General features: G+C 62.8%; 25 protein-coding genes and 1 tRNA gene. 19 read left to right on the plus strand and 7 right to left on the minus strand.

Annotated features, from left to right (window positions below; all coding sequences use genetic code 11):
* Positions 1 to 199: 199 nt before the first annotated feature.
* A complete protein-coding gene (locus tag JFC13_RS00005; RefSeq protein WP_198395085.1) occupies positions 200 to 799 on the minus strand; it encodes a GNAT family N-acetyltransferase in 600 nt (199 codons plus the stop codon).
* A gap of 194 nt (positions 800 to 993) precedes the next feature.
* Between JFC13_RS00005 and gdhA the strand changes: the two genes are divergently transcribed.
* Positions 994 to 2,340, plus strand: coding sequence for an NADP-specific glutamate dehydrogenase (gene gdhA / locus JFC13_RS00010; protein ID WP_198395086.1), 1,347 nt, complete (start codon positions 994 to 996; stop codon positions 2,338 to 2,340).
* A 141-nt stretch (positions 2,341 to 2,481) separates the two neighbouring features.
* Here gdhA and JFC13_RS00015 read toward each other — a convergent pair whose 3' ends face one another.
* A complete protein-coding gene (locus JFC13_RS00015) occupies positions 2,482 to 2,997 on the minus strand; it encodes a flavin reductase family protein (protein ID WP_198395087.1) in 516 nt (171 codons plus the stop codon).
* 31 nt (positions 2,998 to 3,028) lie between these two features.
* On the opposite strand from JFC13_RS00015, the gene JFC13_RS00020 reads away from it, so the two are divergent.
* The gene (locus tag JFC13_RS00020) at positions 3,029 to 3,283 is read left to right on the plus strand and encodes a DUF3039 domain-containing protein (RefSeq protein WP_096160529.1); all 255 of its coding nucleotides are present in this window, start codon (positions 3,029 to 3,031) and stop codon (positions 3,281 to 3,283) included.
* The gene (locus JFC13_RS00025) at positions 3,284 to 5,065 is read left to right on the plus strand and encodes a DEAD/DEAH box helicase (protein WP_198395088.1); all 1,782 of its coding nucleotides are present in this window, start codon (positions 3,284 to 3,286) and stop codon (positions 5,063 to 5,065) included.
* A 51-nt stretch (positions 5,066 to 5,116) separates the two neighbouring features.
* Here the strand turns inward: JFC13_RS00025 and JFC13_RS00030 are convergent, their stop codons facing one another.
* A complete protein-coding gene (locus tag JFC13_RS00030; RefSeq protein ID WP_198395089.1) occupies positions 5,117 to 6,436 on the minus strand; it encodes a nicotinate phosphoribosyltransferase in 1,320 nt (439 codons plus the stop codon).
* A 52-nt stretch (positions 6,437 to 6,488) separates the two neighbouring features.
* Between JFC13_RS00030 and clpS the strand changes: the two genes are divergently transcribed.
* The 10 genes from clpS to JFC13_RS00080 all read left to right on the plus strand — a co-directional run bounded on the left by clpS (position 6,489) and on the right by JFC13_RS00080 (position 16,412).
* Positions 6,489 to 6,794, plus strand: a complete 306-nt coding sequence (gene clpS, locus JFC13_RS00035; RefSeq protein WP_143921017.1) for an ATP-dependent Clp protease adapter ClpS — start codon at positions 6,489 to 6,491, stop codon at positions 6,792 to 6,794.
* A gap of 3 nt (positions 6,795 to 6,797) precedes the next feature.
* Complete coding sequence (locus JFC13_RS00040; protein WP_198395090.1) at positions 6,798 to 7,373, plus strand: DUF2017 family protein; 576 nt, start codon at positions 6,798 to 6,800, stop codon at positions 7,371 to 7,373.
* On the plus strand, positions 7,370 to 8,191 hold the full coding sequence (locus JFC13_RS00045) for an MBL fold metallo-hydrolase (protein ID WP_198395091.1): 822 nt from the start codon (positions 7,370 to 7,372) through the stop codon (positions 8,189 to 8,191). The genes JFC13_RS00040 and JFC13_RS00045 overlap by 4 nt, the downstream gene beginning before the upstream one ends.
* A 113-nt stretch (positions 8,192 to 8,304) precedes the next feature.
* Positions 8,305 to 9,027: a ribonuclease PH gene (gene rph, locus JFC13_RS00050; RefSeq protein ID WP_198395092.1), complete on the plus strand. Its 723-nt coding sequence runs from the start codon at positions 8,305 to 8,307 to the stop codon at positions 9,025 to 9,027.
* Entirely contained in the window at positions 9,024 to 9,629 is a 606-nt protein-coding gene (gene rdgB / locus JFC13_RS00055) for an RdgB/HAM1 family non-canonical purine NTP pyrophosphatase (protein WP_198395093.1), read from the plus strand. The genes rph and rdgB overlap by 4 nt, the downstream gene beginning before the upstream one ends.
* Positions 9,630 to 9,810: 181 nt before the next feature.
* Entirely contained in the window at positions 9,811 to 11,313 is a 1,503-nt protein-coding gene (locus JFC13_RS00060; protein ID WP_198395094.1) for an ABC transporter substrate-binding protein, read from the plus strand.
* Positions 11,314 to 11,326: 13 nt separating this feature from the next.
* Positions 11,327 to 12,274: an ABC transporter permease gene (locus JFC13_RS00065; protein ID WP_198395095.1), complete on the plus strand. Its 948-nt coding sequence runs from the start codon at positions 11,327 to 11,329 to the stop codon at positions 12,272 to 12,274.
* Positions 12,271 to 13,173: an ABC transporter permease gene (locus JFC13_RS00070; RefSeq protein WP_198395096.1), complete on the plus strand. Its 903-nt coding sequence runs from the start codon at positions 12,271 to 12,273 to the stop codon at positions 13,171 to 13,173. The genes JFC13_RS00065 and JFC13_RS00070 overlap by 4 nt, the downstream gene beginning before the upstream one ends.
* Complete coding sequence (locus JFC13_RS00075) at positions 13,166 to 14,959, plus strand: dipeptide ABC transporter ATP-binding protein (protein ID WP_198395097.1); 1,794 nt, start codon at positions 13,166 to 13,168, stop codon at positions 14,957 to 14,959. Before JFC13_RS00070 ends, JFC13_RS00075 begins: the two co-directional genes overlap by 8 nt.
* A 52-nt stretch (positions 14,960 to 15,011) precedes the next feature.
* Positions 15,012 to 16,412: an amidase gene (locus JFC13_RS00080; RefSeq protein WP_198395098.1), complete on the plus strand. Its 1,401-nt coding sequence runs from the start codon at positions 15,012 to 15,014 to the stop codon at positions 16,410 to 16,412.
* A 116-nt stretch (positions 16,413 to 16,528) separates the two neighbouring features.
* On the opposite strand, the gene JFC13_RS00085 is transcribed toward JFC13_RS00080, so the two are convergent.
* Positions 16,529 to 18,229 carry a zinc ribbon domain-containing protein gene (locus JFC13_RS00085; protein WP_198395099.1) on the minus strand — a complete coding sequence of 567 codons (1,701 nt, stop codon included), beginning with the start codon at positions 18,227 to 18,229 and terminating at the stop codon, positions 16,529 to 16,531.
* 116 nt (positions 18,230 to 18,345) lie between these two features.
* Between JFC13_RS00085 and JFC13_RS00090 the strand changes: the two genes are divergently transcribed.
* Positions 18,346 to 19,620, plus strand: coding sequence for a cell division protein PerM (locus tag JFC13_RS00090; RefSeq protein ID WP_198395100.1), 1,275 nt, complete (start codon positions 18,346 to 18,348; stop codon positions 19,618 to 19,620).
* 33 nt (positions 19,621 to 19,653) lie between these two features.
* On the opposite strand, the gene JFC13_RS00095 is transcribed toward JFC13_RS00090, so the two are convergent.
* The gene (locus JFC13_RS00095) at positions 19,654 to 20,100 is read right to left on the minus strand and encodes a hypothetical protein (RefSeq protein ID WP_198395101.1); all 447 of its coding nucleotides are present in this window, start codon (positions 20,098 to 20,100) and stop codon (positions 19,654 to 19,656) included.
* 107 nt (positions 20,101 to 20,207) lie between these two features.
* Here JFC13_RS00095 and purN point away from each other — a divergent pair, with 107 nt between their 5' ends.
* The 4 genes from purN to JFC13_RS00115 all read left to right on the plus strand — a co-directional run bounded on the left by purN (position 20,208) and on the right by JFC13_RS00115 (position 23,129).
* A complete protein-coding gene (gene purN / locus JFC13_RS00100) occupies positions 20,208 to 20,828 on the plus strand; it encodes a phosphoribosylglycinamide formyltransferase (protein WP_198395102.1) in 621 nt (206 codons plus the stop codon).
* Positions 20,829 to 20,877: 49 nt separating this feature from the next.
* On the plus strand, positions 20,878 to 22,461 hold the full coding sequence (purH, locus tag JFC13_RS00105) for a bifunctional phosphoribosylaminoimidazolecarboxamide formyltransferase/IMP cyclohydrolase (RefSeq protein ID WP_198395103.1): 1,584 nt from the start codon (positions 20,878 to 20,880) through the stop codon (positions 22,459 to 22,461).
* A gap of 136 nt (positions 22,462 to 22,597) precedes the next feature.
* A complete protein-coding gene (locus JFC13_RS19170; RefSeq protein WP_232488008.1) occupies positions 22,598 to 22,807 on the plus strand; it encodes a hypothetical protein in 210 nt (69 codons plus the stop codon).
* Between the two features lie 139 nt (positions 22,808 to 22,946).
* Positions 22,947 to 23,129: an antitoxin gene (locus tag JFC13_RS00115; RefSeq protein WP_198395104.1), complete on the plus strand. Its 183-nt coding sequence runs from the start codon at positions 22,947 to 22,949 to the stop codon at positions 23,127 to 23,129.
* A gap of 191 nt (positions 23,130 to 23,320) precedes the next feature.
* Here the strand turns inward: JFC13_RS00115 and JFC13_RS00120 are convergent, their stop codons facing one another.
* Together JFC13_RS00120 and JFC13_RS00125 are read right to left on the minus strand one after the other, a co-directional pair.
* Complete coding sequence (locus JFC13_RS00120; protein ID WP_198395105.1) at positions 23,321 to 25,900, minus strand: UvrD-helicase domain-containing protein; 2,580 nt, start codon at positions 25,898 to 25,900, stop codon at positions 23,321 to 23,323.
* A gap of 133 nt (positions 25,901 to 26,033) precedes the next feature.
* On the minus strand, positions 26,034 to 26,453 hold the full coding sequence (locus tag JFC13_RS00125; RefSeq protein ID WP_198395106.1) for a hypothetical protein: 420 nt from the start codon (positions 26,451 to 26,453) through the stop codon (positions 26,034 to 26,036).
* A 63-nt stretch (positions 26,454 to 26,516) separates the two neighbouring features.
* Between JFC13_RS00125 and JFC13_RS00130 the strand changes: the two genes are divergently transcribed.
* Positions 26,517 to 26,588: transfer RNA gene (locus JFC13_RS00130), tRNA-Gln, on the plus strand.
* Positions 26,589 to 26,592: the final 4 nt, after the last annotated feature.

Consider the following 26,592-nt stretch of genomic DNA (forward strand, 5'->3'; position numbering starts at 1 on the left):
GATGGTACTGCAACTTGGTGGTTGTGGGAGAGTAAGTGACTGCCGCAATATTCTTCAGTGGGGAGGCCATCCTGTCGTTGACAGGGTGGCCTTCCTGCATTCAATGGGGGAGTGTTCCTGGTTGGCTGTGATGGTCGGTGAGAGCAGTCCTCCCTTTTGCAATTCACAGGCTCTGACGGTCAGGCGTACGGGTGTGCGCTCATGCAGGGGCGAGTCCCAGGAAACGGCGAATCTCCTCGGCGCCGGCGACCTCCACTGGATCGGGACCCCGGACGATGTTCGACGCTGCCAGAATCAGTTGGTGTTCGGGGTGAGCAAGCCCGTCCTGTGCGATGATGGTCTTGACTCCGTTGGGGGAGTACCCGAGCTTCTCTGAGACTCTGCGGCTCGCATCATTGCCCTCGAAATATCCGGAATGAAAGACGGAGGCATCGAAATGATCGGCAAACGCGGTCACGACAGCCCTTCGCATCTGAGTGCCGTAGCCCTTGCCCTGCTCTTGCAGGGCCAGCCACGAACCTGTTGAGACTGACCGGGTGCGGACGAAGTCTTTCGCGCTTACCCCCTGTACGCCGACAACTCGACCGTCGACCCTGACGATGAACTCAATTGTCCACTCATCGACTCGGAAGTTCGCCCGTGTGCTCCATTGATACTGAGCGATTGACCGTGCAATTTCCTCACGGGTACCCGAATCCCAATTGATGAGAAAGGCCGGTTTGCCGTGCCTGCGAACACCGCCGTCGGCGATAACGGCCAATTCCGGATAGTCGGACTCGCGCACGGGTGACAATTCCATATCGCCGCATTTAATTCTTAAGGCAAACGGCGGCCAGACTTCTTCTAATTCCATATGTCGAGTCTAAACTCGTCATGGTTTCGGGAACGGCAATTTCCGAAACTCGCATTATATCAAATGTGCGTCCCGACACCGTAGTGTCCATTATTCGGGCGTATCAGCTCATGTTATGCGGATCACGGTAAGTTGATCCCATGAGCTTACATCCATCACTGCAGCCAATCTTCGACACTGTGCTCCATCGCAATCCCGGAGAGTCGGAGTTTCATCAGGCGGTACAGGAAGTTCTCCATTCCCTGGGCCCTGTCGTTGACAAACACCCTGAATACCTCGAACTCTCAGCGTTCGAACGCCTCTGCGAACCGGAACGCCAGATCATCTTCCGGGTGCCGTGGATCGACGACCAGGGAGTCGTGCAGATCAACCGTGCATTCCGAGTTCAGTTCAACTCTGCTCTTGGCCCCTACAAGGGCGGTCTGCGTTTCCACCCATCGGTGAACCTGGGAATCGTGAAGTTCCTCGGCTTCGAACAGATCTTCAAGAACGCCATCACAGGTCTGCCGATCGGCGGCGGCAAAGGCGGCTCGGACTTCGACCCGAAGGGGCGCAGTGACCTCGAGGTCATGCGCTTCTGCCAGTCATTCATGACTGAGCTCTCCCGGCACATCGGCGAATACCGTGACGTCCCGGCTGGCGATATCGGGGTCGGCGGCAGGGAGATCGGCTACCTGTTCGGGCAGTACAAACGGATGAAAAACGAGTACGAAGCCGGTGTTCTCACCGGCAAGGGTCTGTCCTATGGCGGATCCATGGTCCGCACCGAAGCAACCGGCTTCGGCGTCGTGTACTTCCTCAAGGACATGCTCGCCGCAGCTAAGAAGAACATTGACGGACGTACTGTTTCGATCTCAGGGTCTGGCAACGTCGCTGTGTTCGCAGCAGAGAAGGTCGAGGCCTTCGGCGGTACCGTGATCACCATGTCGGATTCTGCCGGGTTCATCCATGATCCTGATGGAATCGATACGGAGATCGTCAAGCGCATCAAGTTCGAAGAACGCGGTCGGATCTCCGAATACGTCGACGAACGCGGCGGCCGTGCCAAGTACTACGCAGGCGGCAACGTCTGGGACATCGAGGTCGACGTCGCGCTTCCCTGTGCCACCCAGAACGAACTCGATGAGGAGTCGGCGAAGACTCTCGTCCGCAATGGCGTCATCGCCCTCGCAGAAGGCGCGAACATGCCCTGCACGCCAGAGGCGGTGAGGACCTTCTCCGAGGCCGGTGTGCTCTTCGCACCCGGCAAGGCAGCCAACGCCGGCGGCGTGGCCACCAGCGCCTTGGAAATGCAGCAGAACGCCAGCCGCGACACATGGGACTTCGACTTCACTGAGGCTCGTCTGGCCGAGATCATGGGAGACGTGCACGACAGCTGCGCCGCTGCGGCCGCAGAGTTCGGTTCACCTGGTGACTACGTCGCCGGGGCCAACATCGCCGGCTTCATCCGGGTCTCGGAAGCGATGCTGGCACAGGGCGTCGTCTGACCCAAGCGACCAGGCGCAGACAGTAAGGCGCAGACAGGCTCGGGACCGAGCAGCGCACAGCGGCCCTCCGATTCTCAGACAGCTTCGCACGACGCTGTCAGGAGATCGGAGGGCCGCTGTCGTTGGTCTGGCTGCCTTGGGTCAGCGGGGTCCGATAGATCCGTAGGCCTTGCGCCACCTCAGCAGCGGTTTGTCCTTGCTGCTTTTCTCGCCGGCTCCCAAAGATACGACCTCCCCGACGACGAGGCTGTGTGTTGCCACTTCGAGGATCTCCGTGGTCCGCAGCTCAAACCAGGCGATCGCATTCGTGAGCACAGGCTGACCCGAATGGGGTGCAGGAAACGTATCGATCCCTTTGAGTGATCCGTAGAGGGGCTGTCCGGCTGCGCCCAGGCGTTCGGAGATGTCCCGCTGTGATGAGTTGAGCAAGGAGATGGCGTAATGCTCACTCGTCTCCAGCGTCTCCATCATGCGCGACCCGCCATAGATGCTGACTGCCATCGTCGGCGGATCATAGGACACGTCGAGGAACGAGTCGACGGTGATCGCGTGCAGGGCATTGCCGCGCTTGGCGGAGATCACAGCCACAGCAGCAGCAATATCGTCGCTGAGTTCGCGATAGCGTTCTGTGAGGGAATCCTCGTGAGTTCTGTCCATGGCACTCATTCTAGGGAACTACAATGGAGCCATGACCTATCCAGCATCAGGTGGTTCAGCAACAATCGAGCGTGAGCAGTCCGAACAACTTGTTGAACCCGGAGACCACGAACGTTTCAGCCACTACGCACCCAAAGACAAGATCATGGAATCCATGGTCACGGGCACACCGCTGATCGCCCTGTGCGGAAAGGTGTGGGTGCCTACCCGAGACCCCGAGCGGTTCCCCGTATGCCCGCGTTGCAAAGAGATCTACTCCACCATGTCTGAAGGACCTAAGGAGTAAATGGCCGCGGAACGTCTCCCAGGGACATCCGCCGCCGAACAACTGCCACCGGCCTTTCCCGAGCGTGCTGCTTGGGGAACGGCCGGAAAGTTGCGCGCCTGGCAGGCTGAAGCCCTGGAACAGTATTTTCGGGAGCAGCCGAAGGATTTTCTCGCGGTTGCGACACCGGGCGCAGGCAAGACGACATTCGCTCTGCGAGTCGCTGCCGAGTTATTGGCGCAGCGCGTCGTCAACCGAGTCACCGTCGTCGCACCCACAGAACACCTCAAGGTGCAGTGGGCTGATTCCGCCTCCCGCGTCGGCATCAAACTCGACCCGCACTTCAAGAACGCCCAAGGCAAGCACGCCCCCGGCTATCACGGTGTGGCCATCACCTACGCGCAGGTGGCCGCAAAACCGGTGCTGCACCACAACCGCACTGCGGCAGGCCGCACCCTCGTCATCCTCGACGAGGTCCACCACGGAGGTGACGCACTGTCATGGGGCGATGCCGTGCGAGAGGCCTTCGGTCCCGCCGTGCGCAGACTCTCCCTGACCGGTACCCCCTTCCGGTCGGATACCTCACCGATCCCGTTCGTCACCTATGCTCCCGACGAGAACGGAATCCGCACCTCGGTGGCCGACTATTCCTACGGCTATGGGCGGGCACTCAAGGACTCCGTCGTCCGACCCGTCCTGTTCCTCACCTACGCCGGCACCATGTCCTGGCGGACCAAGGCCGGCGACGAGATGTCGCACGTCCTCGGTGAAGAGACGACGAAGGACATCAACTCTCAGGCGTGGCGAACTGCTCTCGACCCCGGCGGCGACTGGATCCCAGCCGTGCTCAAGGCAGCAGACCGACGCCTGACAGAGGTCAGGCGGACCGTGCATGACGCCGGAGGCCTCGTCATCGCCACCGACCAGGACAACGCTCGAGCCTACGCCAAGGTGCTGCGTGAACTGACGGGCGAAGCACCCACAGTCGTCCTCTCCGACGAAGCAGGAGCTTCGGCACGGATCGAGAAGTTCCAGAACTCCACCGACCGTTGGATGGTCGCCGTGCGCATGGTCTCCGAAGGCGTTGACGTGCCGCGACTGTGCGTTGGGGTCTATGCGACCTCCTCGGCGACTCCGCTCTTCTTCGCTCAGGCCATCGGACGCTTCGTGCGTGCACGCAAACGCGGTGAGACGGCGTCTGTGTTTTTGCCCTCCGTCCCGATCCTCCTTGCCCTGGCCAACACGATGGAAGTTGAACGTGACCACGCCCTCGACCGGCCGAAGAATGAGGACGAGAACGATGTCGTCGTCTTCGACGATCAGGCCATGGAGCAGGCGAATCGCGAAGAGGGGGCCTCGGACCAGCTGGGCTCGTTTGAGGCACTGGGCGCCGAGGCGCTCTTCGACCGGGTGCTCTTCGACGGCGGCGAGTTCGGCACAGGCGGAGCGATCGGTTCCGAGGATGAACTCGACTTCATCGGCATACCCGGACTTCTGGAACCCGACCAAGTCCACGAACTGCTGCGGACCCAACAGGCTCGTCAGGCGAAACGGAAGACGGATGCTGCACCGCCGGCACCAGAACCCGAGCTGAGCGAACTCGACCACCGGGCGATGAAAGAGGAGCGCAACCAGCTCCAGAGCCTCGTCGGTGCCTGGTCGCGCCGCACGGGAACGCCACATGCGACAGTCCATGTCGAGCTGCGCAAAGCGTGCGGAGGTCCCGCAGTGGCACAGGCGACCCAGGAACAGATCCAAGCTCGGATCAAGAAGCTGCAGGGCTGGTTCGTCGGCAAGAAATGACGCCTCACCGACTCTGTGGGGAGACCTCAGCTCGACTGGGTCGGGCCCCGGTCATTGGGGATAGAACACAGTCGGGATCGCCGGTTCGCCGTCCTGCATGCGACGGGCCGAACGTGGCAGCTCGGCCAAGGACTCATCATGCCGAGCGCAGGCCTTCGTGACTCCCGCGGCACCGATATAGGACTCGTCGATCTCACCGTCGACGACGAGGTCAACGGTCAACGATCGGCCATCGCCGAGGTCGTCCGGCAGGGTCGGGATGCCGACGGCCTCTTCGACCGCGATCGCACCATCGATGAGGCGCAGAGCGTCCTTGTGTCCTCCGCGTGAGGGTTTGCCGGTGGAATTCTTTGCCACCGAGGTCCATGCCCCCGACTCGTCGGCACGAGCCACGAGCTTGTACACGAGCCCGGCCGCCGGAGCACCCGAGCCGGTGACCACTCGAGTTCCGACGCCGTAGGAATCGACGGGGGAGGCAGCGAGAGCAGCGATCGCATATTCGTCGAGATCGCTGGTGACCGTGATTGTCGTATCGTGAGCGCCGAGGCGGTCGAGGCCGGCACGGACTTCGCTGGCCTGCTCGACGAGGTCGTCCGAGTCGATGCGCACCCCGCCCAGGTTCTCGCCAGCCAGGCGCACAGCCGTGGCCAGCGCCTCCTCGACGTCATAGGTGTCCAGGAGCAGCGTCGTGTCGGTACCTAAGGATTTGAGCTGAGCGGCGAAGGCCTCCTGCTCCGAATCGTGAAGCAGAGTGAAGGAATGAGCGGACGTGCCGATCGTGCGCAGGCCGTACCTGAGTCCGGCGGCGAGATTCGACGTCGACGCGAAACCGCCGATGACGGCCGCGCGCGCAGCGGCGACCGCGGCATGTTCGTTGGTGCGGCGACCACCCATCTCCGCGCAGGGCCGATCTCCTGCCGCCTGGGCCATTCGCGAGGCCGCCGAGGCGACCGCACAGTCATAGTTCATCGCTGAGAGGATGAGCGTCTCGAGGATGACCCCCTCTGCGAAGGTGGATTCGATCGTCATCAGCGGCGAACCCGGGAAGTAGATCTCGCCCTCCGCGTACCCGCGGATGCTGCCTGAGAAGGAGTAGTCGGCCAACCAGTCGATGGTCCTCGAATCGACGATCTGCTCACGGCTGAGGAACGAGAGCTCCTCGTCGCCGAAGCGGAAGTCCCGGAGCATCTCGAGGATGCGGCCAGTGCCGGCAACGACTCCGTAGCGCCGACCGGCAGGCAGGCTGCGGCCGAAGACTTCGAACAGGCTTCTGCGGTGAGCGGCGCCTGATTCCAGGGCTGCCTGGACCATCGTCAATTCGTACTGATCGGTGTAGAAAGCCGTCGAACCGGACCGTGTGAGATCACTCATAGGCGCGATACTACGTCACGACAGCGTCAGTGTTCTGCCGTAAGGTGGAAACGTGAGCAATCCAACGACTCCAGTTCTGGAGCCGGACGTCGACATTCGACCGGCGACAGAACAGGCAAAGCCATGGAAGACCGTCGTCTTCAACGACCCCGTCAACCTCATGAGCTACGTCAGCTACGTCTTCCAAGCCTACTTCGGATATTCGACCGAGAAGGCGCATTCGCTGATGCTTGAAGTCCATGAGAACGGTCGCTCCGTCGTTGCCACAGGCGGACGTGAAGCGATGGAGCGGGACACCCAAGCCATGCACGAGTACGGTTTGTGGGCCGCGTGCCAACCTGAAACAGGATCCGACTGACATATGGCAGCAATTGACGCTCGTGGGGACGATGTAGTCCTCAAACTCGAGGACAACGAACGATCCCTCATGCTCACCGTATTCACCGACCTCGCAGCACTCCTGGCAGAAGACGACAATGAAGACGGACGTCCAGATTCGGAGAACTGGGAGGCACGCCTGGGACTGGTCGACCGGCCACGGCCACAGGACCCGGCGCTGCTGCGCCTCTTCCCTGACGTCGACCCGCTCGATGAGGAACGTTCGAAGGAGTTCCGGCGCCTCACTGAGTTCGACCTGCAGCAGGCGAAGGCCCATAACGTGCGCATCGTTCTCAACGGTCTGGCCAAGGGCCCTTCGATCGCTTTGAGCCACGATGAGGTTCTGGCCTGGATGAAGGGCCTCAACGACCTGCGCCTGGTCCTGGCTGTTCGCATGGGCATCGACACGGAGGAAGCTCAAGAGGAGAAATATGCTCAGCGGGACGACCTTGACGAGTCCGAAGATCTGACACTGACCCTGTACGACTTTGTGACCTGGATTCAGGACCGACTCACCACCACCTTGCTCAGCGATCTGCCGGGGGACGACGACGAATGAAACTCACTGCCATCGGCACAGCCGGCTCCTTCCCCGGGCCCAATTCGGCTGCCAGCTGCTACCTCATCGAAACCGACGAGGAATCTCCGACGCGCATCGTGCTCGACCTCGGTTCCGGGGCGCTGAGTCCCTTGCAGCGTGCCGTCGACACGGATGGGCTGACCGCAGTCGTGCTCAGCCACCTGCACCCCGACCACTGCATGGACATGACCGGGCTGTACGTCAAGCACTGCTACGATCCGAAGTTCTTCAACGGCAACATCTCCGACACCGGATCGATCCGCACGAGGACGAACGTCCTCGCCCCGGCCGGCGCACAAGAACGACTGACCCGGGCCTACTACACGGACCCCGGGAAGTCCCCAGTCGCCGCCAGCGCACATGACACTGACCTCAGCCATGCCTTCGACTTCGCCGACCTCGACCATGGGACCAGCCATCAGGTGGGAAGCCTGCAGATCGAATCCTTCCTCGTCGACCACCCGGTTGAGGCCTACGCCCTGCGAATCACAGACGCCAAGGGCGCGGTGATCACCTATTCCGGTGACAGCGACGAATGCGACAACCTCGTCGAAGCGGCCCGCGGAGCAGACCTGTTCCTCTGCGAAGCTGCCTTCCAGGAAGACCGCGACAGCGCTCGCGGCATCCACCTCACCGGCAAACGTGCTGGCCGAGTCGCGCAGGCCGCAGATGCCAAATCCCTCGTCCTGACTCACATTCCCTCCTGGACGGACTGCTCCATCGTCCGTGGCGAAGCCGCCCGCGAATACCGCGGGCCCATCGAACTGGCCAAACCGGGCAACAGTTGGACCGTGTGACGCACCGCAGCGATCGACGCCGACGGGCCCTCTGAAAGACCAGCCTGAATTCCCTGAGACCAGACCAGATCAGATCAGCAAAGATCAGCACCGACTACCGAAAGAGGCACACAGTGCGCGCAGACGGACGAACCGCCGATGAACTCCGCGAAGTGACCATCACCCGCAATTGGATCAACACCGCCGAAGGATCCGCCCTGGTGGAATTCGGCAACACCCGCGTTCTGGTTGCGGCTTCGTTGACCGCGGGCGTGCCGCGTTGGCTCAAGGGTCAGGGCCGCGGCTGGGTCACCGCCGAATATGCGATGCTGCCGCGCGCCACGGATTCGCGCAACACCCGTGAGTCCGTCAAGGGCAAGCTGGGTGGACGCACACATGAGATCTCGCGGCTCATCGGCCGCAGCCTGCGTGCTGTCATCGACCTCGAGAAGCTCGGCGAGAATACCCTCGTCCTCGACTGCGACGTCCTCCAGGCCGACGGCGGCACTCGAACCGCTTCGATCACGGGTGCCTACGTGGCACTGGCCGACGCGATCGACAAGGGTCGCTCAACGGGAATCATCCCCGCAGCGAACAACCCGATCAAGGACTCGATCGCCGCGATCAGCGTCGGCATCATCGACGGTGAGCCAGTCCTCGACCTGCCCTACGTCGAAGACTCGCGTGCCGATACCGATATGAACGTCGTCATGACCGGCAGCGGAGCGTTCGTCGAGGTCCAGGGCACCGCCGAAGGTGCCCCCTTCGACCGTGAGGAACTGGGTCGCCTGCTCGATCTCGCGGCCAAGGGCTGCACCGACCTCACTCGCATCCAGACCGAGGTTCTGGGCAGATGAGCACCTTCGTGCTGGCCACCCACAACGACGGGAAGAGGCGCGAACTTCTCGCGATCCTCCTCCCCACGTTAGGGGAGGACACCCACGTCATGACCGCCGCCGAGGCGGGTCTGGGCGACATCCCGGAAACCGGAGTCACCTTCACAGAGAACGCCCTGATCAAGGCCCGGGCCGCAGCGCAGGCCACCGGCCGCACCTCCATCGCCGATGATTCGGGGATTGCCGTGGACGTTCTGGGCGGGGCACCGGGAATCTTCTCCGCCAGATGGGCGGGCCGACACGGAGACGATCGGGCCAACCTCGAGCTTCTGCTCGCCCAGCTGTCCGACATCTCCAGCGAACATCGCGGGGCGCAGTTCCGCTGCGCTGCCGCAGCAGTCACCCCGGACGGACGCGAATTCTCAGCCGAGGGAGTCATGCCAGGACGTCTGGCCACGAGCCCATCAGGGGAGCACGGGTTCGGCTATGATCCGATCTTCGTTCCCGACGGGGGCGACATCAGTGCGGCGCAGATGACACCCGAGGAGAAGAACTCCCGGTCACACCGGAGGGTCGCCTTCGACAAGCTCGCAGCAGTCCTCGCCGCACAGGCAGGGCTCTGAGACGGGATCGTCGAGCTCCGGACAGGTGCCGGAGTCTGCTCGTTCGCTTTTCCACGATATGAACTCCGGCGCTTCAGCTGGTGAGAACTTCCGCTAAACTGGCGAGGCCGGTGCACATCTGTGCAATGTCCGGCCAGAGAAGACGTATGAGCCAGTGTGGGTTCGTGAATTTGGGAGAGCGATGAAGACTCCGCGTGTCAGTTCGTGGATGGCAGCCGTGGTTGCCTCGAGCCTATTCCTGGCAGGCTGTTCGGCAGGAGCTTCGGACTCCGGCGAGCAGGCGAAGAAGGACTCGATGACCATCGCCTTCACCGCTGAACCCGTCAACCTCGATTTCACCTCCACCTCGGGGATCGCCATCCCTGAGGCACTGATGGAGAACGTCTACGAATCTCTCGTCCGCGTCGACGGTGAGGGAGAGATCCAACCGGGCCTGGCTGAGGACTGGGACGTGTCCGAGGACCGCAAGACCTACACCTTCAATCTGCGGAAGGGTGTGAAGTTCTCCAACGGCGCCGACCTCACAAGCGAGGACGTGAAGTTCTCCTATGAACGAGTGCAGAACGATTGGAAGAACGCACTGAAGTCCAAGATGGACGTCGTCGACTCGATCGAGACCCCCGATGACCTCACGGTCAAGATCTCACTCAAGAAGCCCTCGAACACGTGGCTGTTCAATATGACCAGCCTCGTCGGAGCCGTCTTCGACACCGAAGGCACCGACGACCTGGCCAACGAAGCCATCGGCACAGGACCCTTCGCCATCGAGAAATTCAGCCGCGGTCAGTCGATCGACTTCGCAGCACGCGACGACTACTGGGGTGAGAAGCCGGCAGTCAGCAAGGTCCAATTCAAATACTTCAAAGACGCCGTTTCGGCCTCGAACGCCCTGAAATCCGGAGAGATCGATGTCGTCTCCAATCTCCAGGCCCCCGAACTGGCCGGCGAATTCCAGAGCAGCGACTACCAGATCATCTCCGGCACCACGAATGGTGAAGTCGTGCTCTCGATGAACAACGCGAAGGGCATCTTCAAAGACAAGAAGGCGCGCGAGGCGGTCATGCATGCCATCGACCGCAAGGCAGTCCTCGACACCGCATGGGCCGGCTACGGCGAGCTCATCGGCTCGATGGTCCCGCCGACCGACCCGTACTACGAGGATCTGACAAAGGTCTGGGACTACGACCCGGCGAAGGCCAAAGATCTCGTCAGGGCAGCCGGCATCGAGGGGGAGACGTTCGCCTTCACCGTGCCGAACCTCCCGTATGCGAAGGCGATCTCCGAGATCGTGTCCGCGCAGCTCGCCGAGGTCGGACTCAAGGCCGACATCGAGACGCAGGAATTCCCCGCGGTCTGGCTGGACAAGACCTTCACCGAGCACAAGTTCGACATGTCGGTGATCAACCATGCCGAACCCCGTGACATCCTCACCGTCTTCTCCAACGACTACTACATCGGCTACGACGATTCGAAGATCAAGAAGATCGCGGAGAAGGCCGACACCGGCACAGAAGAGGAATATGTCTCAGGGATGAAGGAGATTGCGAAGACGATCACCGAAGACGCTGCCTCGGACTTCCTGTTCCTGTTCCCAAACCTCGTCATCGCGAAATCCGACGTCGCCGGAATCCCCGCAAACAGGGTCTCCGACTCATTCCGGATCGCGGATCTGAGCTGGAACTGAAGTACCCTCACCCATGATCACCTATGTGGCCAACCGTGCGATCCAGTTCGTTCTGGCGCTGATCGTCGCCTCGGTGGTGGTGTTCGCACTCATGAGCATCCTGCCCGGCAATGCCGCGCAGGTCGCCCTGGGAACGAACGCCACACCTGATGCGGTGGCGGCTCTCGAAGCTCGGTACGGACTCGATCAGCCGCCGCTCATCCGCTACTTCAATTGGGTCGTGGGCATGCTCAGCGGCGACTTCGGAACCTCATATGTGACCGGGGCCGCGATTACCCCGGTCATCGTCGGCAGCGTCCAGGTCACCGCGATCCTCGTCATCGCTGCGATCATTCTCGCGATCGTCATCGCCGTTCCCTTGGGCACCTTCGCAGCCCTTGAACAGCGCAACTGGATCGGAGTCACGATCTCCGCGCTGAGCCAGATCGGCATCGCCGTGCCGAACTTCCTGGCCGCCATCATCCTCGTCATCATCTTCTCCCTGACGCTCGGCTGGTTCCCGTCCCAGGGGTGGATGGCCCCGGTCGAGGGACTGGGCGGGTTCCTCATCCGCCTGGTGCTGCCCGTCGTGTCTCTGGCACTCGTCCAGGCCGCGATCCTCACCCGGTACGTGAGATCGGCGGTCCTCGACGTCATGCGCGAGGACTACATCCGCACCGCCCGGGCCAAGGGCCTGACCCGCACTAAGGCCCTGTTCGTCCACGGACTGCGCAATGCAGCCATCCCCGTCATCACCGTGGCCGGGGTTCAGCTCGCGACGCTCCTCGTCGGTGCCGTCATCATCGAACAGATCTTCGTCATCCCCGGCATCGGCTCCGAACTCGTCCGAGCCGTGGCCAACCGCGACCTCGTCACAGTCCAGGGAATCGTCATGGTCCTCGTCTTCCTCGTGCTCATCATCAACCTCATCGTCGACGTGCTCTATCCGATCGTCGACCCTCGGATCAGGAACGCGTCATGAGCGGGGACCCGAGCACCACCTCGGCGGGGGATGCCTCTGTGGATCGGGGCAGACGCACGAAGCTTCGGCTCAACGCCTCGATGATCATCGGTGCCGTCCTCATCCTTCTCATCGTCGCGCTCGCACTCGTGTCCTTCGTGTGGACACCCTACGATCCCAGCGCAGTCGATCCGGCCGCGCGGCTGCAGCCATCGAGCCCCGAGCACCCCTTCGGCACCGACAAATTCGGTCGCGACACCCTGACCTGGATCATGTACGGTGCCCGAATCACCCTCATGGTCGGAATTGTGGCCGTCGGCATCGCCGTACTCATCGGCACACCCATCGGCATCATCGCCGCGGTCTTCGCACAGTACCCATGGGGTGCGTGGCTGAGCGCCGTGATCATGCGCGCCAACGATATCCTGCTCGCCTTCCCGGCACTGCTGCTGGCGATCGTCTTCGCCGCCGTCTACCAGCCGGGCACGGGGCCGGCCATGGTGGCCGTGGGAATCGCTGCGATCCCCGGGTTCGCCCGCGTCGCCCGCTCCGGCACGATGCAGGTGCTCGGCTCCGAATACGTGCGCGCGGCCAAGGCCTCGAACCGGAACGCCCCAGCGATCGCCGTCGTCCACGTCCTGCCCAATATCGCGGGCATGGTCATCGTACAGGCCTCTGTGGCATTCGCGATCTCCGTCCTCGCCGAGGCGGGCCTGTCCTTCCTGGGACTGGGCACGCAGGCTCCCGTGCCGTCCTGGGGACGGATGCTGCAGGAGTCCCAGCAGTTCCTGTCCACCCAGCCGCTGCTGGCGCTGTGGCCCGGACTGTTCATCGCCCTCGCCGTGCTCGGGTTCAACCTCCTCGGCGACGGACTCCGCGACCGATTCGACCCGAAGATGGAGGCCCGCGGCAATGGCTGAGAACCTGCTCGAGGTCCGTAACCTCACCATCACCCCAGCAGGCGCCGAGGCCTCTGTTCTCCACGACGTGTCTCTGAGCCTGGCCCCCGGTGAGAGGGTCGGACTCATCGGCGAATCGGGGTCGGGGAAGTCACTGACGGCACAGTCCGTGATGGGACTGCTGCCCTCAGAGCTGCGGGCCCAGGGCACCGTGTCGCTCCAGGGCTTTGCCGGAAACATCCTCGAGGCGAAGGAGAGGGCCCTCGCCAAGATGCGTTCGGACCTCGTGTCCATGGTGTTCCAGGAGCCGATGAGCGCACTCAACCCGCTGATGCGCATCGGCGACCAGATCGCCGAGGTGCTTCGCATCCATGGTGAAGTGGCCCGCGGTGACATTCCCGGTCGAGTCCTCGACCTGCTGGCAAGCGTGCGCATGCCCGATCCGAACAGTGCCCGTTACGCCTACCCGCACCAGATGTCGGGCGGTCAGCGACAGCGTGTGATGTTGGCGATCGCCCTGGCGAACTCGCCGCGGCTGCTCATCTGCGATGAGCCGACCACCGCACTCGACGTCACGGTGCAGAAGCACATGCTCGATCTCATATCCGAACGCGTCGCCGCCGTGCAGGCAGGACTGCTCTTCATCACCCACGACCTGGCCGTCGTCGCCGGAGTCTGTGACAGAGTCATCGTCATGTACGCCGGTCGCATCGTCGAGACCGGCAGCGTGGCCCAGATCTTCACCGACCCACAGCACGAATACACGCGCGGGCTGCTGGCCTCCTCTGACCTTGAGGCCACGGACGCTCACGGGAAGCTCTTCACCCTCAAGACCGCACTGTCATACGCAGGACCGATCGGCAAGGCGGGACCGAACGACGAAACAGGGGCGGGTGAGGAGGTCGCGGCGGAGGACGAGGACGAGCAGTCCTCCGCCGACGGGCCCGCCGATGTGCGTGAGCCGGCACCCGCCTCGGCGGGGGAAGCATCCATAGGCGACGGATCCGCACCGCTCATCGATGTCAGCGGAGTCTCGAAGCACTTCCGCTCGCGAGGCCTGCTGCTGCGGCGACGCTCCCCGGTTCGCGCACTCGATGACATCAGCTTCAGAGTCGCTTCCGGACAGCGCCTGGGAATCGTGGGGGAGTCGGGGTCGGGCAAATCGACCTTGCTCAACCTCCTCTCCGGATTGGATCGTCCGACCTCAGGGCATGTGCGGGTCGGCGACATCCGTGTGGAGTCGGCGAGCTCATCGGCGCTGAGGTCGCTGCGCGAGGATCTGCAGATCGTCTTCCAAGACCCCTTCGCCTCCCTCGACCCCCGCATGCGGGTCGAAGACATCGTCTCCGAACCCCTCATCGCCCGCGGTATCGCTCGAGTTGAGCGACTCGCCAGGGTCGAGGAGATGCTGCTGGCCGTGGATCTGGACACGAAGGCGATGCGCCGCTATCCGCACCAATTCTCCGGCGGACAGCGACAGAGGATCTCGATCGCCCGGGCGCTGGTGACCCGGCCGCAGATCCTGGTCGCCGATGAACCCGTCTCCGCCCTCGATGTCTCCGTGCGCTCCCAGGTCCTCAACCTGCTCACCGACCTCGTCGATGACTACGCGCTGACCCTGCTCTTCGTCTCCCACGACCTCGGCGTCGTCAAACACCTGTGTTCCGACGTCATCGTCATGAAGGACGGGCACATCGTCGAATCAGGGTCGACCGAGGACATCTACGCCCACCCGCGTGAGGAATACACCCGCAGCCTCATCGCGGCCACGCCCAGCCTGGCCGGAGCGCTCGCCTCAGCCACCTGAGCCCGCCCCCTGCGCCACTGACCCCAAGATGCCACAGAAGAAAGGACGGCAGATGAGCCACACCACGCTTGCCGACCACACAGCAGAAGCCATGACCAGCGGCTACACCTCGGGAGACTTCGATCCACTCGAGGTCCTCTCCGCAGTCGTGAACCGGATGGACGAATGCGAACCCGTCATCAACGCCCTCCACCACCGTGACGATGAGCGCTCCCGAGTTGCGGCAGAAGCCAGCACCACCCGTTGGCGCGAGGGCCGACCCCTGAGCCCCCTCGACGGGATCCCGGTCACGATCAAGGAGAACATCGCACGCAGGGGAGTGCCGATGCCCAGCGGGCATGCCTGGGTCGAGGCGCCGGTGTCGCCTCACGACGCCCCCATCACGCAGCGCCTCGAAGAAGCCGGCGCGGTCATCGTCGGGTCGACGACTATGCCTGACTGGGGCATGCTCTCCTCCGGCGTCTCCTCACTGCACGGCATCACCCGCTCACCCCTTGACCCGAGCCTGACCACGGGCGGATCGAGCGCAGGCGCTGGCGCCTCGGCCGCTGCCGGTTACGGTCCCATCCACATCGGCTCCGACATCGGCGGCTCGATCCGCCTGCCATGCACCTGGCTGGGACTGGCAGGCCTCAAACCCAGCTTCGGCCGGGTTCCGCTCGACGCCCCGTACATGGGCCGATGCGCCGGGCCGCTGGCCAGGACGATGGCCGACGTCAAGGCCGCGATGGAGATCATCTCCGCCCCCGACGACCGTGACTACTCGAGCCTGCCAGTCTCGGCCGACGAGGCGTCAGACCGTCCCGATTTCGACCCGAAGGGGATGAAGATCGGACTCCAGCTCGATGCCGGATGCGGAGCACCCGTCAACCCGGAGATCACGTCCACCATCGCCGAGGCTGCTGACTGCTTCGCACGAGCCGGAGCCGTCGTCGACACCGTCACCCCGTTCATCGATGATGAGCTGCTCAGAGACATGGACCTGTTCTGGCGTGTGCGCTCATGGAGTGACCTCCATGCCCTGCCGGTGGAGGAACAGGCCCTCATTCTGCCCTACATCCAGCAATGGGCCCAGGGAGGGGCCGACGTCACGGGACTGCGCCTCATGGAGTGCTACCACAGCGTGCAGGAGATCAGACGTCGCAGCGTGGCAGCCACAGCAGCCTACGACCTGGTCATCTCGCCCGTCTCACCCGACGCAGCATTTCCAGCAGAACAGCCCATGCCCTACCCGAAGGTTCACGAACCGATGGGACACATCGGCTTCACCATGCCCTACAACATGTCGGAACAGCCAGCAGGCACCGTCCTGGCCGGTTACACAAAGGACGGGCGCACCATCGGCGCCCAGATCTCGGGACGTCGCTTCGCCGATGAGCTCGTGATGGCGGCCGGCTCCTGGTTCGAACGGGCAGCAGGAGTGCCGGCGCCTGTCCGGGCTTCGATGAGCTGACGACGACACAAAGGAGGGCCTGAGTTCTGCAGAACTCAGGCCCTCCTTGCTGCGCGTACTCATTGTGGTGGGACCACCTCGGCGGGAGCGGCGAGGAACGTCATCGACGAATCGGATCAGAAGTCGAAGAACTCAACCGAGAGCTTGTCCCCGTCGATCTTGACGCTGCCGGAGACCGACAGCGTGTTGCCGTTGGAGAAGTACGAGGAACCAGCCTTCTGGCCCTGCACAGTGAAGTCGAACTTGCCCGGCTTCTTGGTGAAGAACGAACCGGTGTTCGTGTCACCTGAACCGAAGCTCGCCTCAACCTCTGGCATGTCCTTCATGTCCCACTTCGCGGTGTTCTTCTTCGCCAGATCAGCCAGCTTCTTATCGGAGCCGCCGACAGGGATCTCAGTCGGATCGAACTTGATGAACTTGCACTTGGGCTTGATGTCCTTGTTGTCGAAGCACTTCTTGAGCTCCTTCTCGACCTGCTTCTGAACTTCCTTCTGGAAGGCACCAGTCGGTGCGAGATCAAGATTGAGCGTCGTCGGAGCGACCTCTTCGTTGTTCGGCTTATCACCCGGGGCGAAGGCCTGCGGGAAATTCACCGCTGCAGTGTCTTTGGCTTCACTGACCCATTTGCTCTTGGGGATCGAGAAATCGTAGTTGCCCGGATATACCGCGAATGAGGTGGTGCCCGCCTTCGCCTTGTAGTCGTTGCCATTGACGCTGAGGCCATCGGACGCAGGGATGTCGAGTGCGATGACGTTGAGCGCAGGCCCGGTCAGCGACCATTTGTCGAAGAAGAGATCCTGTTTGCCGTCCTTCTTCGCCTTCAGCTCGACGTTGTATTTGGTGCCGTCGAGATCGTAGGAGACGACGACTGTGCCCTTGTCACCATCGACCTTCGAGGACTCGACCTTCGCATTCTCGACCTTCGCCGAGGACGCGTCGGTGAAATCCTTGGCCAGGAGGTCCAGGTTCGTTCCCTCCGGACGAGGCGAGGGCGCGATCTTCTCAGCAGCAGCGAAGTCACCCTTGCTCAGAGCCGATACGTAGTCCTCGGCAACCTTGTCGGGGCCGTAGTTGTTCTTGTTGACCGTGTTGACCACGAGGAACCCGACGAGGACGAGAATGATGACAAGAGCCACCGCACCCAGAGCGATGAAGAGAGGCATCCTGCTCTTCTTCTTCTCAGGGGTGGCGTCGGCACGCGTAGCGGTGGCTGCAGAGCCGGCGAATCCAGGAGCCGGAGCCGGCTGTGGGATCGCCTGCGACTGGCCGGGGCCCGAACCCGTCCGCTGTCCATTGGGACCCGAACCGGTCTGGTACTGGCCGGACTGACCCGGCTGACCCGGCTGAGCCGACTGACCTGGCTGGCCGGACTGATAGGGCGAACTCTGTGCCGAGCCCGACTGGTACGGACCACCCGGGTAGGGCGCGCCGCCCTGATACTGACCGCCCTGATACTGACCGCCCTGGTACTGGCCGGGCTGCTGCTGGCTGCCGGGCTGTTGTCCGCCGTTGTAGTTCGGAGCCTGATTCGAGCTGGCCTGCTGCACCTCTGGGCGCGGCGGCTGTGACTGCTCGGGCGGGGAAGGCTGTTTGCTGTTGGGCTGATCGTTTGCAGCGAATGGAGGAGCCTGGTCATCCCGGTAGGATGGAGCCTGTTCGGGACCGCGGGCAGGCGCCTGCGAGCCGGAGCTGCCTGTGTCCACCGAATCACCAGTGCTGTTGTCCGCCGACGTCTCCGAACCCGATCCCGTTCTGTTGTTCTCGGGTGGGTTCTTGGGAGGTGGCGGGAAATTCGGTTCGTCGTTCCCGTTGCTCATCGTTGGATGCATCCTTCTTGTCTACAAGCGTGTCCTGGCGCAATTGTACTTCCCACTGCAGAGAATCGCGCGGTCAATACCAGGAAGAGGGCGCCGAGTCAGCGAAAATGGTAGAGATGCACACTTCTCCTCACTCTCGGACCCATCGCCATCCAGTTCTGCTGGGACTGCTGGAGGCACTGCGAATCGACCTCATCGCCGTTCCCGCGGCCTTCGTCATCGCCACCGTCTTCTGGATCATCGGCCTCGGCTCGCAGCTGCCGTATTCGATCATCTCGGAGTGGGCGTTCGCCCTGTGGGGCGTCGTCCACGGACTGAGCGTGTCGACGATGGGCTTCGACTTCTCTCTGGCACCGAGCCTGGTCACGTTGGGCGTGTGGTTCTTCTTCGCCGCAGGTGCCAAACGGTTGGTCGCGCGCTTCACAGAAGCAGATCCCGATGACGCCGATGGCCTGGACACATCCTGGTGGAGGCAGGTTCTCGTCGCGTTGGCGACCTACATCCTCGCCTATGCCGTACCTCTGAGCGTATTGGCCCTTGTGGTGGGGGAGGGGACGCTGGCACCATGGGGCTTCCTCCGACTTGCCCTCATGCTGCTGTCCGCCTCGGCTGCCGGCTTCCTGTGGGTCCGCGGCGTCGACGACATCCCACGATTGCAGGATCTCGACAGCGAGGTGTGGGATGCCGGGGCCCATCTGGTCAAGAGACTGCTCTGGGGAGCCGCGTTCCTCTCGGTCCTCGTCATCGCAGTCGGCATCGTGCTGAGGTGGGACGAATTGGCCCAATCGCTGCAGGGTTACAGCTCCCCGCTGTCTGCTGGTGTGGGTCTGCTGGTCATTCAGATTCTCTTCGCCCCGGGAATCCTCTTCGCCTCATTGTCCTGGATCGCAGGCACAGGCGTGAGCGTGGGAGACGGGGTGCTGAGCTCGGTGTTCCATGCTGCGGCAGGACCAGTCCCGCACGTTCCGGTGCTCCAGCTGCTCGTCGGCGACTACCCAGAGTGGACGAACGCGGCACCGGTGCTGCTCGTGCTGCTCGGAACCCTCAGCGTCATCCTCGGGCGAGATCATGCCCGTCTGGTGATGCTGGCTTCATGGCCCGGGCTGGCCACCGCGGCAGTCAAGCTCTTCGTCGCGCTCCAGGTCCTTGCGATCTTCGCTCAAGGCGCCATGGGCCCCGTGGGCCTTGCGACGTTCGGACCCTCGCCACTGACATCTGCGCTCGTCATCACCGCATGGGTGGTGCTGGGGATGGCCGGAGGGCTGCTCCTGACCAGGCTCTCGGATATGCAGGCCGGAACCAGGGCCGCCGATGAGGAAGACGGAATCGACGACGAGCCCTTCGGCCACATCGCCGATGAACAAAGCCCCGACTATTCAGACGAAGACTGAGCAGGCTGACCGAGGATTCGGTCAGCGGAGGCCTCAGTTCGTTCCTGGCAGTTCCTGGCCGGTCAGCTGCTTGAACCAATCACCGAGGCCGGTCTGATATTCCGTGGTGCAGGAGAGTTGGGCCTGCTGCGTGATGGCATCGCGCACGCACTCCTCATACTTCGACTGGACCGGCCAGAGGACAACGGACGACAGCGTCGAGAAGATGAGGTAGAGGCTGAGCAGGCCGCCCAGAATGCCCAGGGACATGTTGCGCTTCTGCTTCGTCCTGACCACGGCGATGATGTAGCGGATCGACCACACGATGGCGGCAATGGCGAATGCGATCGACGCGACCTTGAACGGAAGCGGATACGTGAACGTCAGGACCGAGGCAAGGATCAGCAGGATCAGGACCAGGCCGTGTCGAGCGGGTGCGGCCTGCTTCTCCTCTTCGGGAGTGGGCGCGCTTTTCTCTTCAGTATTGTTTGGTGACGTCACGACAATAGTTTGTCACAGTCCACTGACAAAAGCCTTGACGGAGGTCAGCGCCCGCGTTGTTTCGGCCCGCGACCGACAGCAGATGATTCAAACGTTAGAATGGGTCCGTGCGCATCGTTCTTCTGGCATCCGGCTCGGGTACCCTCACGCAGGCAGTCATCGACGCATTCGCCGAATCGGAGCGTGGAGTCGAGATCGTCGGGGTCGGTTCTGATTCGCGGACGGCGGGTGTACTCGACCGGGCGAAAGCCCACTCGATCCCCACTTTCGTCGTGCGCCCCAAGGACTGCGCGAGTCGCGAGGACTGGAACCTCCACCTGCGTGATGCCGTCGCAGACCTATCGCCCGATTGGGTGATCTCCGCAGGATTCATGCGGATCCTCGGCCCGGATTTCATCGCGGCCTTTCACAACCGGATCATCAACACACACCCGGCTCTGCTGCCGGCGTTCCCCGGCGCCCACGGAGTCCGTGATGCGCTGGCCCACGGTGTGCGCATCACCGGAGGCACCATCCACCTCGTCGACTCCGGGGTCGATACGGGCCCGATCATCACCCAGTTCGCGGTTCCCGTCAGCGACGCGGACACGGAAGACACGGTGCACGAACGCATCAAAACCCAGGAAAGAGCCGAGCTCGTCCGCCTCCTGACCCACCTCGCCCATAGCGACCTCATCATCGATGGACGGCATGTCAGCGGATATGCCACCTCGGCGTCCCCAGCCTGACCCACACACCAACCGCACGAAACGGCAATCGAGCCTTCAAGGAGGACTTGTGACAGGAACCCGCGCGATCAAGAGAGCGCTCGTCAGCGTCTACGACAAATCGGGATTGGAGGACCTGGCCCGCGGACTGCAAGCCGCCGGTGTGCAGATCGTGTCCACCGGTTCGACAGCAGCGAAGATCGCCGAGGCGGGCGCTGCGGTCACGAAGGTCGAAGAGCTGACAGGATTCCCCGAATGCCTGGAAGGCCGGGTGAAGACACTGCACCCGCGAGTCCACGCCGGCATCCTCGCCGATTCGCGCAAGCCGGATCACATGAGCCAGCTCGACGAGCTCGAGATCGAGCCCTTCGACCTCGTCATCGTCAACCTCTACCCCTTCGCCGAAACCGTGGCCAGCGGAGCCGGCTTCGACGACTGTGTCGAGCAGATCGACATCGGTGGACCCTCCATGGTGCGGGCAGCGGCGAAGAACCACCCGAGTGTCTCCGTCATCACCGATCCCAGCGACTACCCTGCTGTCATCGAAGCGGCACAGGGACAGGGCTTCGATCTCGACGCCAGGCGAGGCTTCGCCGCCCGAGCCTTCGCCCACACTGCTGCCTATGACACGGCTGTTGCTTCCTGGTTCGCCACCGAACTCACTTCCGGTGCGCAGGCGGCAGAAGCCGAGGATGCAGCCTCGGCCGCGGGCAAGCCCGCTTTCGCCGGTGTGACCGGGGAGAAGCTGAGAGACCTGCGCTACGGCGAGAACCCTCATCAGGCAGCGGCAGTGTATTCCGATGGAACCCGTGGAATCGCCGGTGCGAAGCTGCTGGGCGGCAAGGCGATGTCCTACAACAACTACACGGACACCGATGCTGCGATCCGCGCGGCCTTCGACTTCGACCGTCCGGCAGTGGCGATCATCAAACACGCCAACCCCTGCGGAATCGCCGTTGCTGATACTGCGGCCGCCGCACACAAGGCAGCCCACGAATGCGACTCTCTGTCCGCCTACGGCGGTGTCATCGCGACCAACCGCGAGGTCGACGCCGAGCTGGCTGCCTCGATCAAGCCGATCTTCACCGAGTGTCTGGCCGCACCTTCCTTCTCTGCCGAAGCACTGGAGCTGCTGTCGAGCAAGAAGAACCTTCGCCTGCTCGAACTCGGCGACGTCGACTTCGCACCAGCGGAGATCAAACCGATCACCGGCGGGTTCCTCGTCCAGGACCGGGATGCGTTCCAGGCCGATGGTGATGCCCCGGAGAATTGGAGCCTGGCCGCGGGCGCAGCAGCGACCGCCGGGGTTCTGGCCGATCTGGAATTCGCCTGGAAGGCCTGCCGTGCAGTGAAGTCCAACGCCATTCTCGTGGCCAAGGACGGCGCGTCCGTAGGCGTAGGCATGGGCCAGGTCAATCGAGTCGACTCGGCGAAGCTGGCTGTCGAACGTGCAGGGGAGGAGAGGGCCACCGGCGCCGTGGCCGCCTCTGATGCCTTCTTCCCCTTCGCCGACGGACTGCAGATCCTCATTGATGCCGGTATCAGCGCGATTGTGCAGCCGGGTGGCTCGATCCGCGATGATGAGGTCGTCGAAGCGGCCGAGAAGGCGGGGATCACCATGTACCTGACCGGGAGTCGCCATTTCTTCCACTGAGAAGACGAGGGCCCATCCACCACGCCATGCCAGGCGCGGGCGAGGCCCGATCGCCAAGCGCTGGATCTACTGGAAACGGCGCTACTCGAACCCCGTACTCCGCGACTGGGCTCTCCTGGGCTGTCTGTTGGGCATCTTGACTGCGGCCGCATGCACCATCATCGACTTCCGTCTCGGCGCGATCGTCATGGCTGTCGTGCCGGCGGGGCTCGCGACGATGCGTGCGATGCCCCCGCCCTGGGACGAGGTCTGGACCAACCGATCGAAGAGCGTCGACATCGGAACGGGCCTGTTCTTCGCCCTGGTTCTCGTGGCGTTGGCGTTCGTTGTTCCGGAGTCACGCTGAAGCTACTGGCAGTCGAAATACGGTCACTTTGTGCATTCCCTGAGAAACGCGAAGGTTCGGTTACACCGAAGCATAATAAGTGGCAGGGTGAGTGGTGTAAGAAGGTTCGAAAGAACCTTTTCCATTGAAGGGAGACAGTATGGGACTCGACGATCTGACAAACAAAGCCAAGGACGCCGTGAATAGCGACAAGGGTGAAGAGTTCAGCGATCAGGGTCTTGATAAGGCTACTGACTTCGCCAATGACAAGACCGGCGGCAAGTTCGAAGACCAGATTAACCAGGGTCGCGACGGAGTCGACGGAAAACTTGGCAACGACTGACTTTTAGCTCCATCGCCGCGTCTGGCATGGAGAAGCGCCGAGGTGAATGTATTTTCACCTCGGCGCTTCATTTATGTCTGCGGGCCGGCGAACCGTATGGTTGGCAGCCCGGCAGCCCGGCAGCCCGGCAGCCCGGCAGCCCGGCAGTCGGACGAAAGTGCGCGAGTGGGTCTCTCCCTGTCGCGGTAACCTCAGCCGAGCTTTTCGATGGGGGCATAGCGCAGCAGGAGGCGCTTCGTTCCCAGAGAGCCGAAATCGACGACCGCGACAGTCTTGTCTCCGACGCCGTTGACCTCTGTCACGGTGCCGAGGCCGAAGGACTCGTGTGAGACCTTCTCGCCCACCGACACGGTGATGACCTCTCGGTTGGGCCGGATCCGATTCGGGAAACCAGCCACAGGAGACGAGGAGCTCGCGGACCCTGAGCGTGAGCGAGACGAACCGCCCGATCCTCGAGAAGAACCGAATCCGCCGCCGCTCGAGCCGCTGTAGCCATGGCCGCCTCCGCTGTAGCCGCCGGACGAGAAGCCGCCGCCGAGGCTGGATGAGAAGCTGCCGGTGTTCTCCCATTCGATGAGGTTCTCGGGAATCTCGGCGAGGAACCGGCTCGGCGGGTTGTACTGCGGCTGCCCCCACATGCTGCGCGTCTCCGCGCGAGTGACGATCAGACGCTGCCGGGCTCGGGTCAGACCCACATAGGCAAGACGACGTTCTTCTGAGAGCTCATTGGGATTCTCGAAGGAACGGGCATGCGGGAAGCCACCGTCCTCCAGGCCGGTGAGGAAGACGACCGGGAACTCCAGGCCCTTCGCTGTGTGCAGGGTCATGAGCGTGACCTGTCCCAGTTCGGCATCGGGGATCTGATCCGTGTCGGAGGCCAGTGCTACTTGCTCGAGGAAAGCCTCGATCGACGAATTGCCGGCCGCAGCACTCGCTGGACTCTGCACATCCGCATCGTCCTCGGTGCTCCCACCGTCACCTTGGGCTTCGCCCTCGGCGTCCTTGCTCACAGCCGATTCGGACTCAGCATCACCGGAGGCAGCCTCAGACGCGCCTTCGGAAGCAGCCGCGGTTCCTGTCTCTGCCTCAGCGTCGGCTACATCAGCGTCATCACCCGTTGCAGCGAGGGCCTGCGTGGCGACGAAGTCTTCGGCCACGGCCACGAGCTCAGCGAGGTTGTCGACACGCGACTCGTCCTGCGGGTCCGTGCTCTTCTGCAGTGACTCGAGGTAACCGCTCTGCTCGAGAATCGCCTCGATGACGCGCGACAGCGGGGCAGCCTCGGCGGTGGCTGCCAGATCTCGCATGAGGTCGTAGAACTTCGACACGGAGGTCTTCGCCCGGGCAGACAGATGGACGATCTCATCAAGACGCCCCAGCGCCGTGTAGAAGCTGATGCCCTCCCGATCGGCGAAGTCCGCAACGATGCCCTCGGTACGGTCACCGATGGAGCGTTTGGGGACGTTGAGGATGCGGCGCAGGTTCACATCATCATCTGGATTGGCGACCACGCGCAGATACGCGAGGGCATCCTTGATCTCCTTGCGCTCGTAGAATCGTGTGCCGCCGACGACCTTGTACGGGATGCCCGAGCGCACCAGAGCATCCTCAATGGCGCGGGACTGAGCATTGGTGCGGTAGAAGACGGCGAAGTCACCATAGGTGTACTTCTCGTCGTCGATGAGCTCATCGACCCGGTCGACGATGAAACGGGCCTCCGACTGTTCGTTCTCCGCTACCCAGCCGACGATGGATTCGCCCGTGCCTTCCGAGGTCCACAGCTTCTTGTCCTTGCGGTCCTGATTGTTCGAAATCACAGCGTTCGCAGCATCGAGGATGTTCTGCGTCGAGCGATAGTTCTGCTCCAGCAGAATCGTCTCCGCATCGGGGAAGTCCTTCTCGAACTCCACGATGTTGCGCACGGTCGCCCCACGGAAGGCGTAGATCGACTGGTCTGCGTCACCGACGACGGTCAGCTCGGCGCCGGTGGCGCCACCGGCGCCGTCGCCGGCCAGGGACTTGATGAGAGCGTATTGAGCCGGGTTCGTGTCCTGGTACTCGTCGACGAGGATGTGCCGGAACCGTCTGCGGTAGAAATCGGCCACTTCGGGGAAGGCACCGAAGAGATGAACGGTCTCGGCAATGAGGTCATCGAAGTCGAAGGCATTGGCCAGACGCAGACGAGAGGTGTAGCGCCTGAACACATCGGCGAGGACCTCATCGGCGGGGTTGTTCGGCCGGGGAGTGAAGTCATCCGGCGTCTGCAGGTCGTTCTTGAGATTGGAGATCCGGTGCAGCATCGACCGAGGCGTGTACTTCTTCGTGTCGATGCCGAGTTCTTTGAGGATCTGGGACACGAGCCGCTGAGCATCCTGGGCATCGTAGATCGTGAAGTTGGTCTTCATGCCCAGCACCTTGGCCTCACGGCGGAGGATGCGCACACATGAGGAGTGGAAGGTCGAGACCCACATCGCTCGCGAAGCCGGTCCGACGATGGAGCGCACGCGCTCAGCCATCTCCTTGGCCGCCTTGTTGGTGAACGTGATCGCCAGGACCTCGCCGGGGTGTGCCCGACCGGTGGCCAGAGCATAGGCGATGCGCCTGGTCAGTACGGTCGTCTTACCCGAACCGGCCCCCGCCACAATGAGGAGCGGTGAACCCGTATGGGCAACGGCCTCGCGCTGTCGCGGGTTGAGTCCGGTGAGGAGTTCGGCCGAACGTGAGTCGGCTCCCGGAGTGGCTTCTTCGATGTTCTCAGCTGCAGCAGTCATGTCCGGATCAACGATACCGTCAGCGACTGACGCAGAGAAAAGGGCAGTCAGATAAGCAGAGAAAAGCTCCGCCAGCGGCCCGGACCACATGCACGGGTCGCCGGCGGAGCCGGAATCGTCTGGGACGAGAGCCTCAGTGGACGAAGACGGCCACCAGCACGTTGATGATCGCTCCGGCGAAGACCAGGTGAGCCATCGACGCCGAGGGATTCTTCACCGCGCTCACCACGGCTGTGTCGGCGTCGCCTCCGGCCGGGGCAGCACCCGCAGCCGGTGCGGAGGCGAAGGCCTTCTGCTTCTTATTGCCGATGAATGCGAAGACGGTGACGAGAATCGCAATGAGGAGCTTGATGCCGAGCTTCATGTGGTTGACGTCGCCATCGCCCATCTCTGCCAGACCCATCAGCAGAAGCCCGGTGATCAGCTGAAGATAGGCGCCGTGCAGCATGCCGGGAGCAACTTTGGGAGAGCGGATGAGGGTGAAATATCCGCCCACGATGATCGCCATTCCGATCAGATGCAGGGCCACGAGAATCTCGCGAAGAATTTCCATACGGTTCATCGTAGTGGCATGATGGTGTCTCGTGAGCGCGGGCCCTCAACTGGTGCACGCTGTTCCGCCCTGGTGTAATGGCAGCACGCCGGCCTTTGGAGCCGTGTGGTATAGGTTCGAATCCTATGGGCGGAGCTGG

It is taken from the genome of Brevibacterium antiquum (assembly GCF_016107655.1).
GTDB lineage: Bacteria > Actinomycetota > Actinomycetes > Actinomycetales > Brevibacteriaceae > Brevibacterium > Brevibacterium antiquum.

Coding starts and splice junctions, on each gene's coding strand:
- JFC13_RS00030 (WP_198395089.1), bottom strand. CDS start 6,436: ATGAGTGATCTCACACGGTCCGGTTCGACGGCTTTCTACACCGATCAG.
- JFC13_RS00025 (WP_198395088.1), top strand. CDS start 3,284: ATGGCCGCGGAACGTCTCCCAGGGACATCCGCCGCCGAACAACTGCCA.
- JFC13_RS00085 (WP_198395099.1), bottom strand. CDS start 18,229: ATGAGCAACGGGAACGACGAACCGAATTTCCCGCCACCTCCCAAGAAC.
- JFC13_RS00015 (WP_198395087.1), bottom strand. CDS start 2,997: ATGGACAGAACTCACGAGGATTCCCTCACAGAACGCTATCGCGAACTC.
- JFC13_RS00045 (WP_198395091.1), top strand. CDS start 7,370: ATGAAACTCACTGCCATCGGCACAGCCGGCTCCTTCCCCGGGCCCAAT.
- JFC13_RS00005 (WP_198395085.1), bottom strand. CDS start 799: ATGGAATTGTCACCCGTGCGCGAGTCCGACTATCCGGAATTGGCCGTT.
- JFC13_RS00070 (WP_198395096.1), top strand. CDS start 12,271: ATGAGCGGGGACCCGAGCACCACCTCGGCGGGGGATGCCTCTGTGGAT.
- JFC13_RS00090 (WP_198395100.1), top strand. CDS start 18,346: ATGCACACTTCTCCTCACTCTCGGACCCATCGCCATCCAGTTCTGCTG.
- gdhA (WP_198395086.1), top strand. CDS start 994: ATGAGCTTACATCCATCACTGCAGCCAATCTTCGACACTGTGCTCCAT.
- JFC13_RS00120 (WP_198395105.1), bottom strand. CDS start 25,900: ATGACTGCTGCAGCTGAGAACATCGAAGAAGCCACTCCGGGAGCCGAC.
- JFC13_RS00020 (WP_096160529.1), top strand. CDS start 3,029: ATGACCTATCCAGCATCAGGTGGTTCAGCAACAATCGAGCGTGAGCAG.
- JFC13_RS00075 (WP_198395097.1), top strand. CDS start 13,166: ATGGCTGAGAACCTGCTCGAGGTCCGTAACCTCACCATCACCCCAGCA.
- rdgB (WP_198395093.1), top strand. CDS start 9,024: ATGAGCACCTTCGTGCTGGCCACCCACAACGACGGGAAGAGGCGCGAA.
- JFC13_RS00080 (WP_198395098.1), top strand. CDS start 15,012: ATGAGCCACACCACGCTTGCCGACCACACAGCAGAAGCCATGACCAGC.
- JFC13_RS00115 (WP_198395104.1), top strand. CDS start 22,947: ATGGGACTCGACGATCTGACAAACAAAGCCAAGGACGCCGTGAATAGC.
- JFC13_RS00040 (WP_198395090.1), top strand. CDS start 6,798: ATGGCAGCAATTGACGCTCGTGGGGACGATGTAGTCCTCAAACTCGAG.
- JFC13_RS00060 (WP_198395094.1), top strand. CDS start 9,811: ATGAAGACTCCGCGTGTCAGTTCGTGGATGGCAGCCGTGGTTGCCTCG.
- JFC13_RS00125 (WP_198395106.1), bottom strand. CDS start 26,453: ATGGAAATTCTTCGCGAGATTCTCGTGGCCCTGCATCTGATCGGAATG.
- JFC13_RS00065 (WP_198395095.1), top strand. CDS start 11,327: ATGATCACCTATGTGGCCAACCGTGCGATCCAGTTCGTTCTGGCGCTG.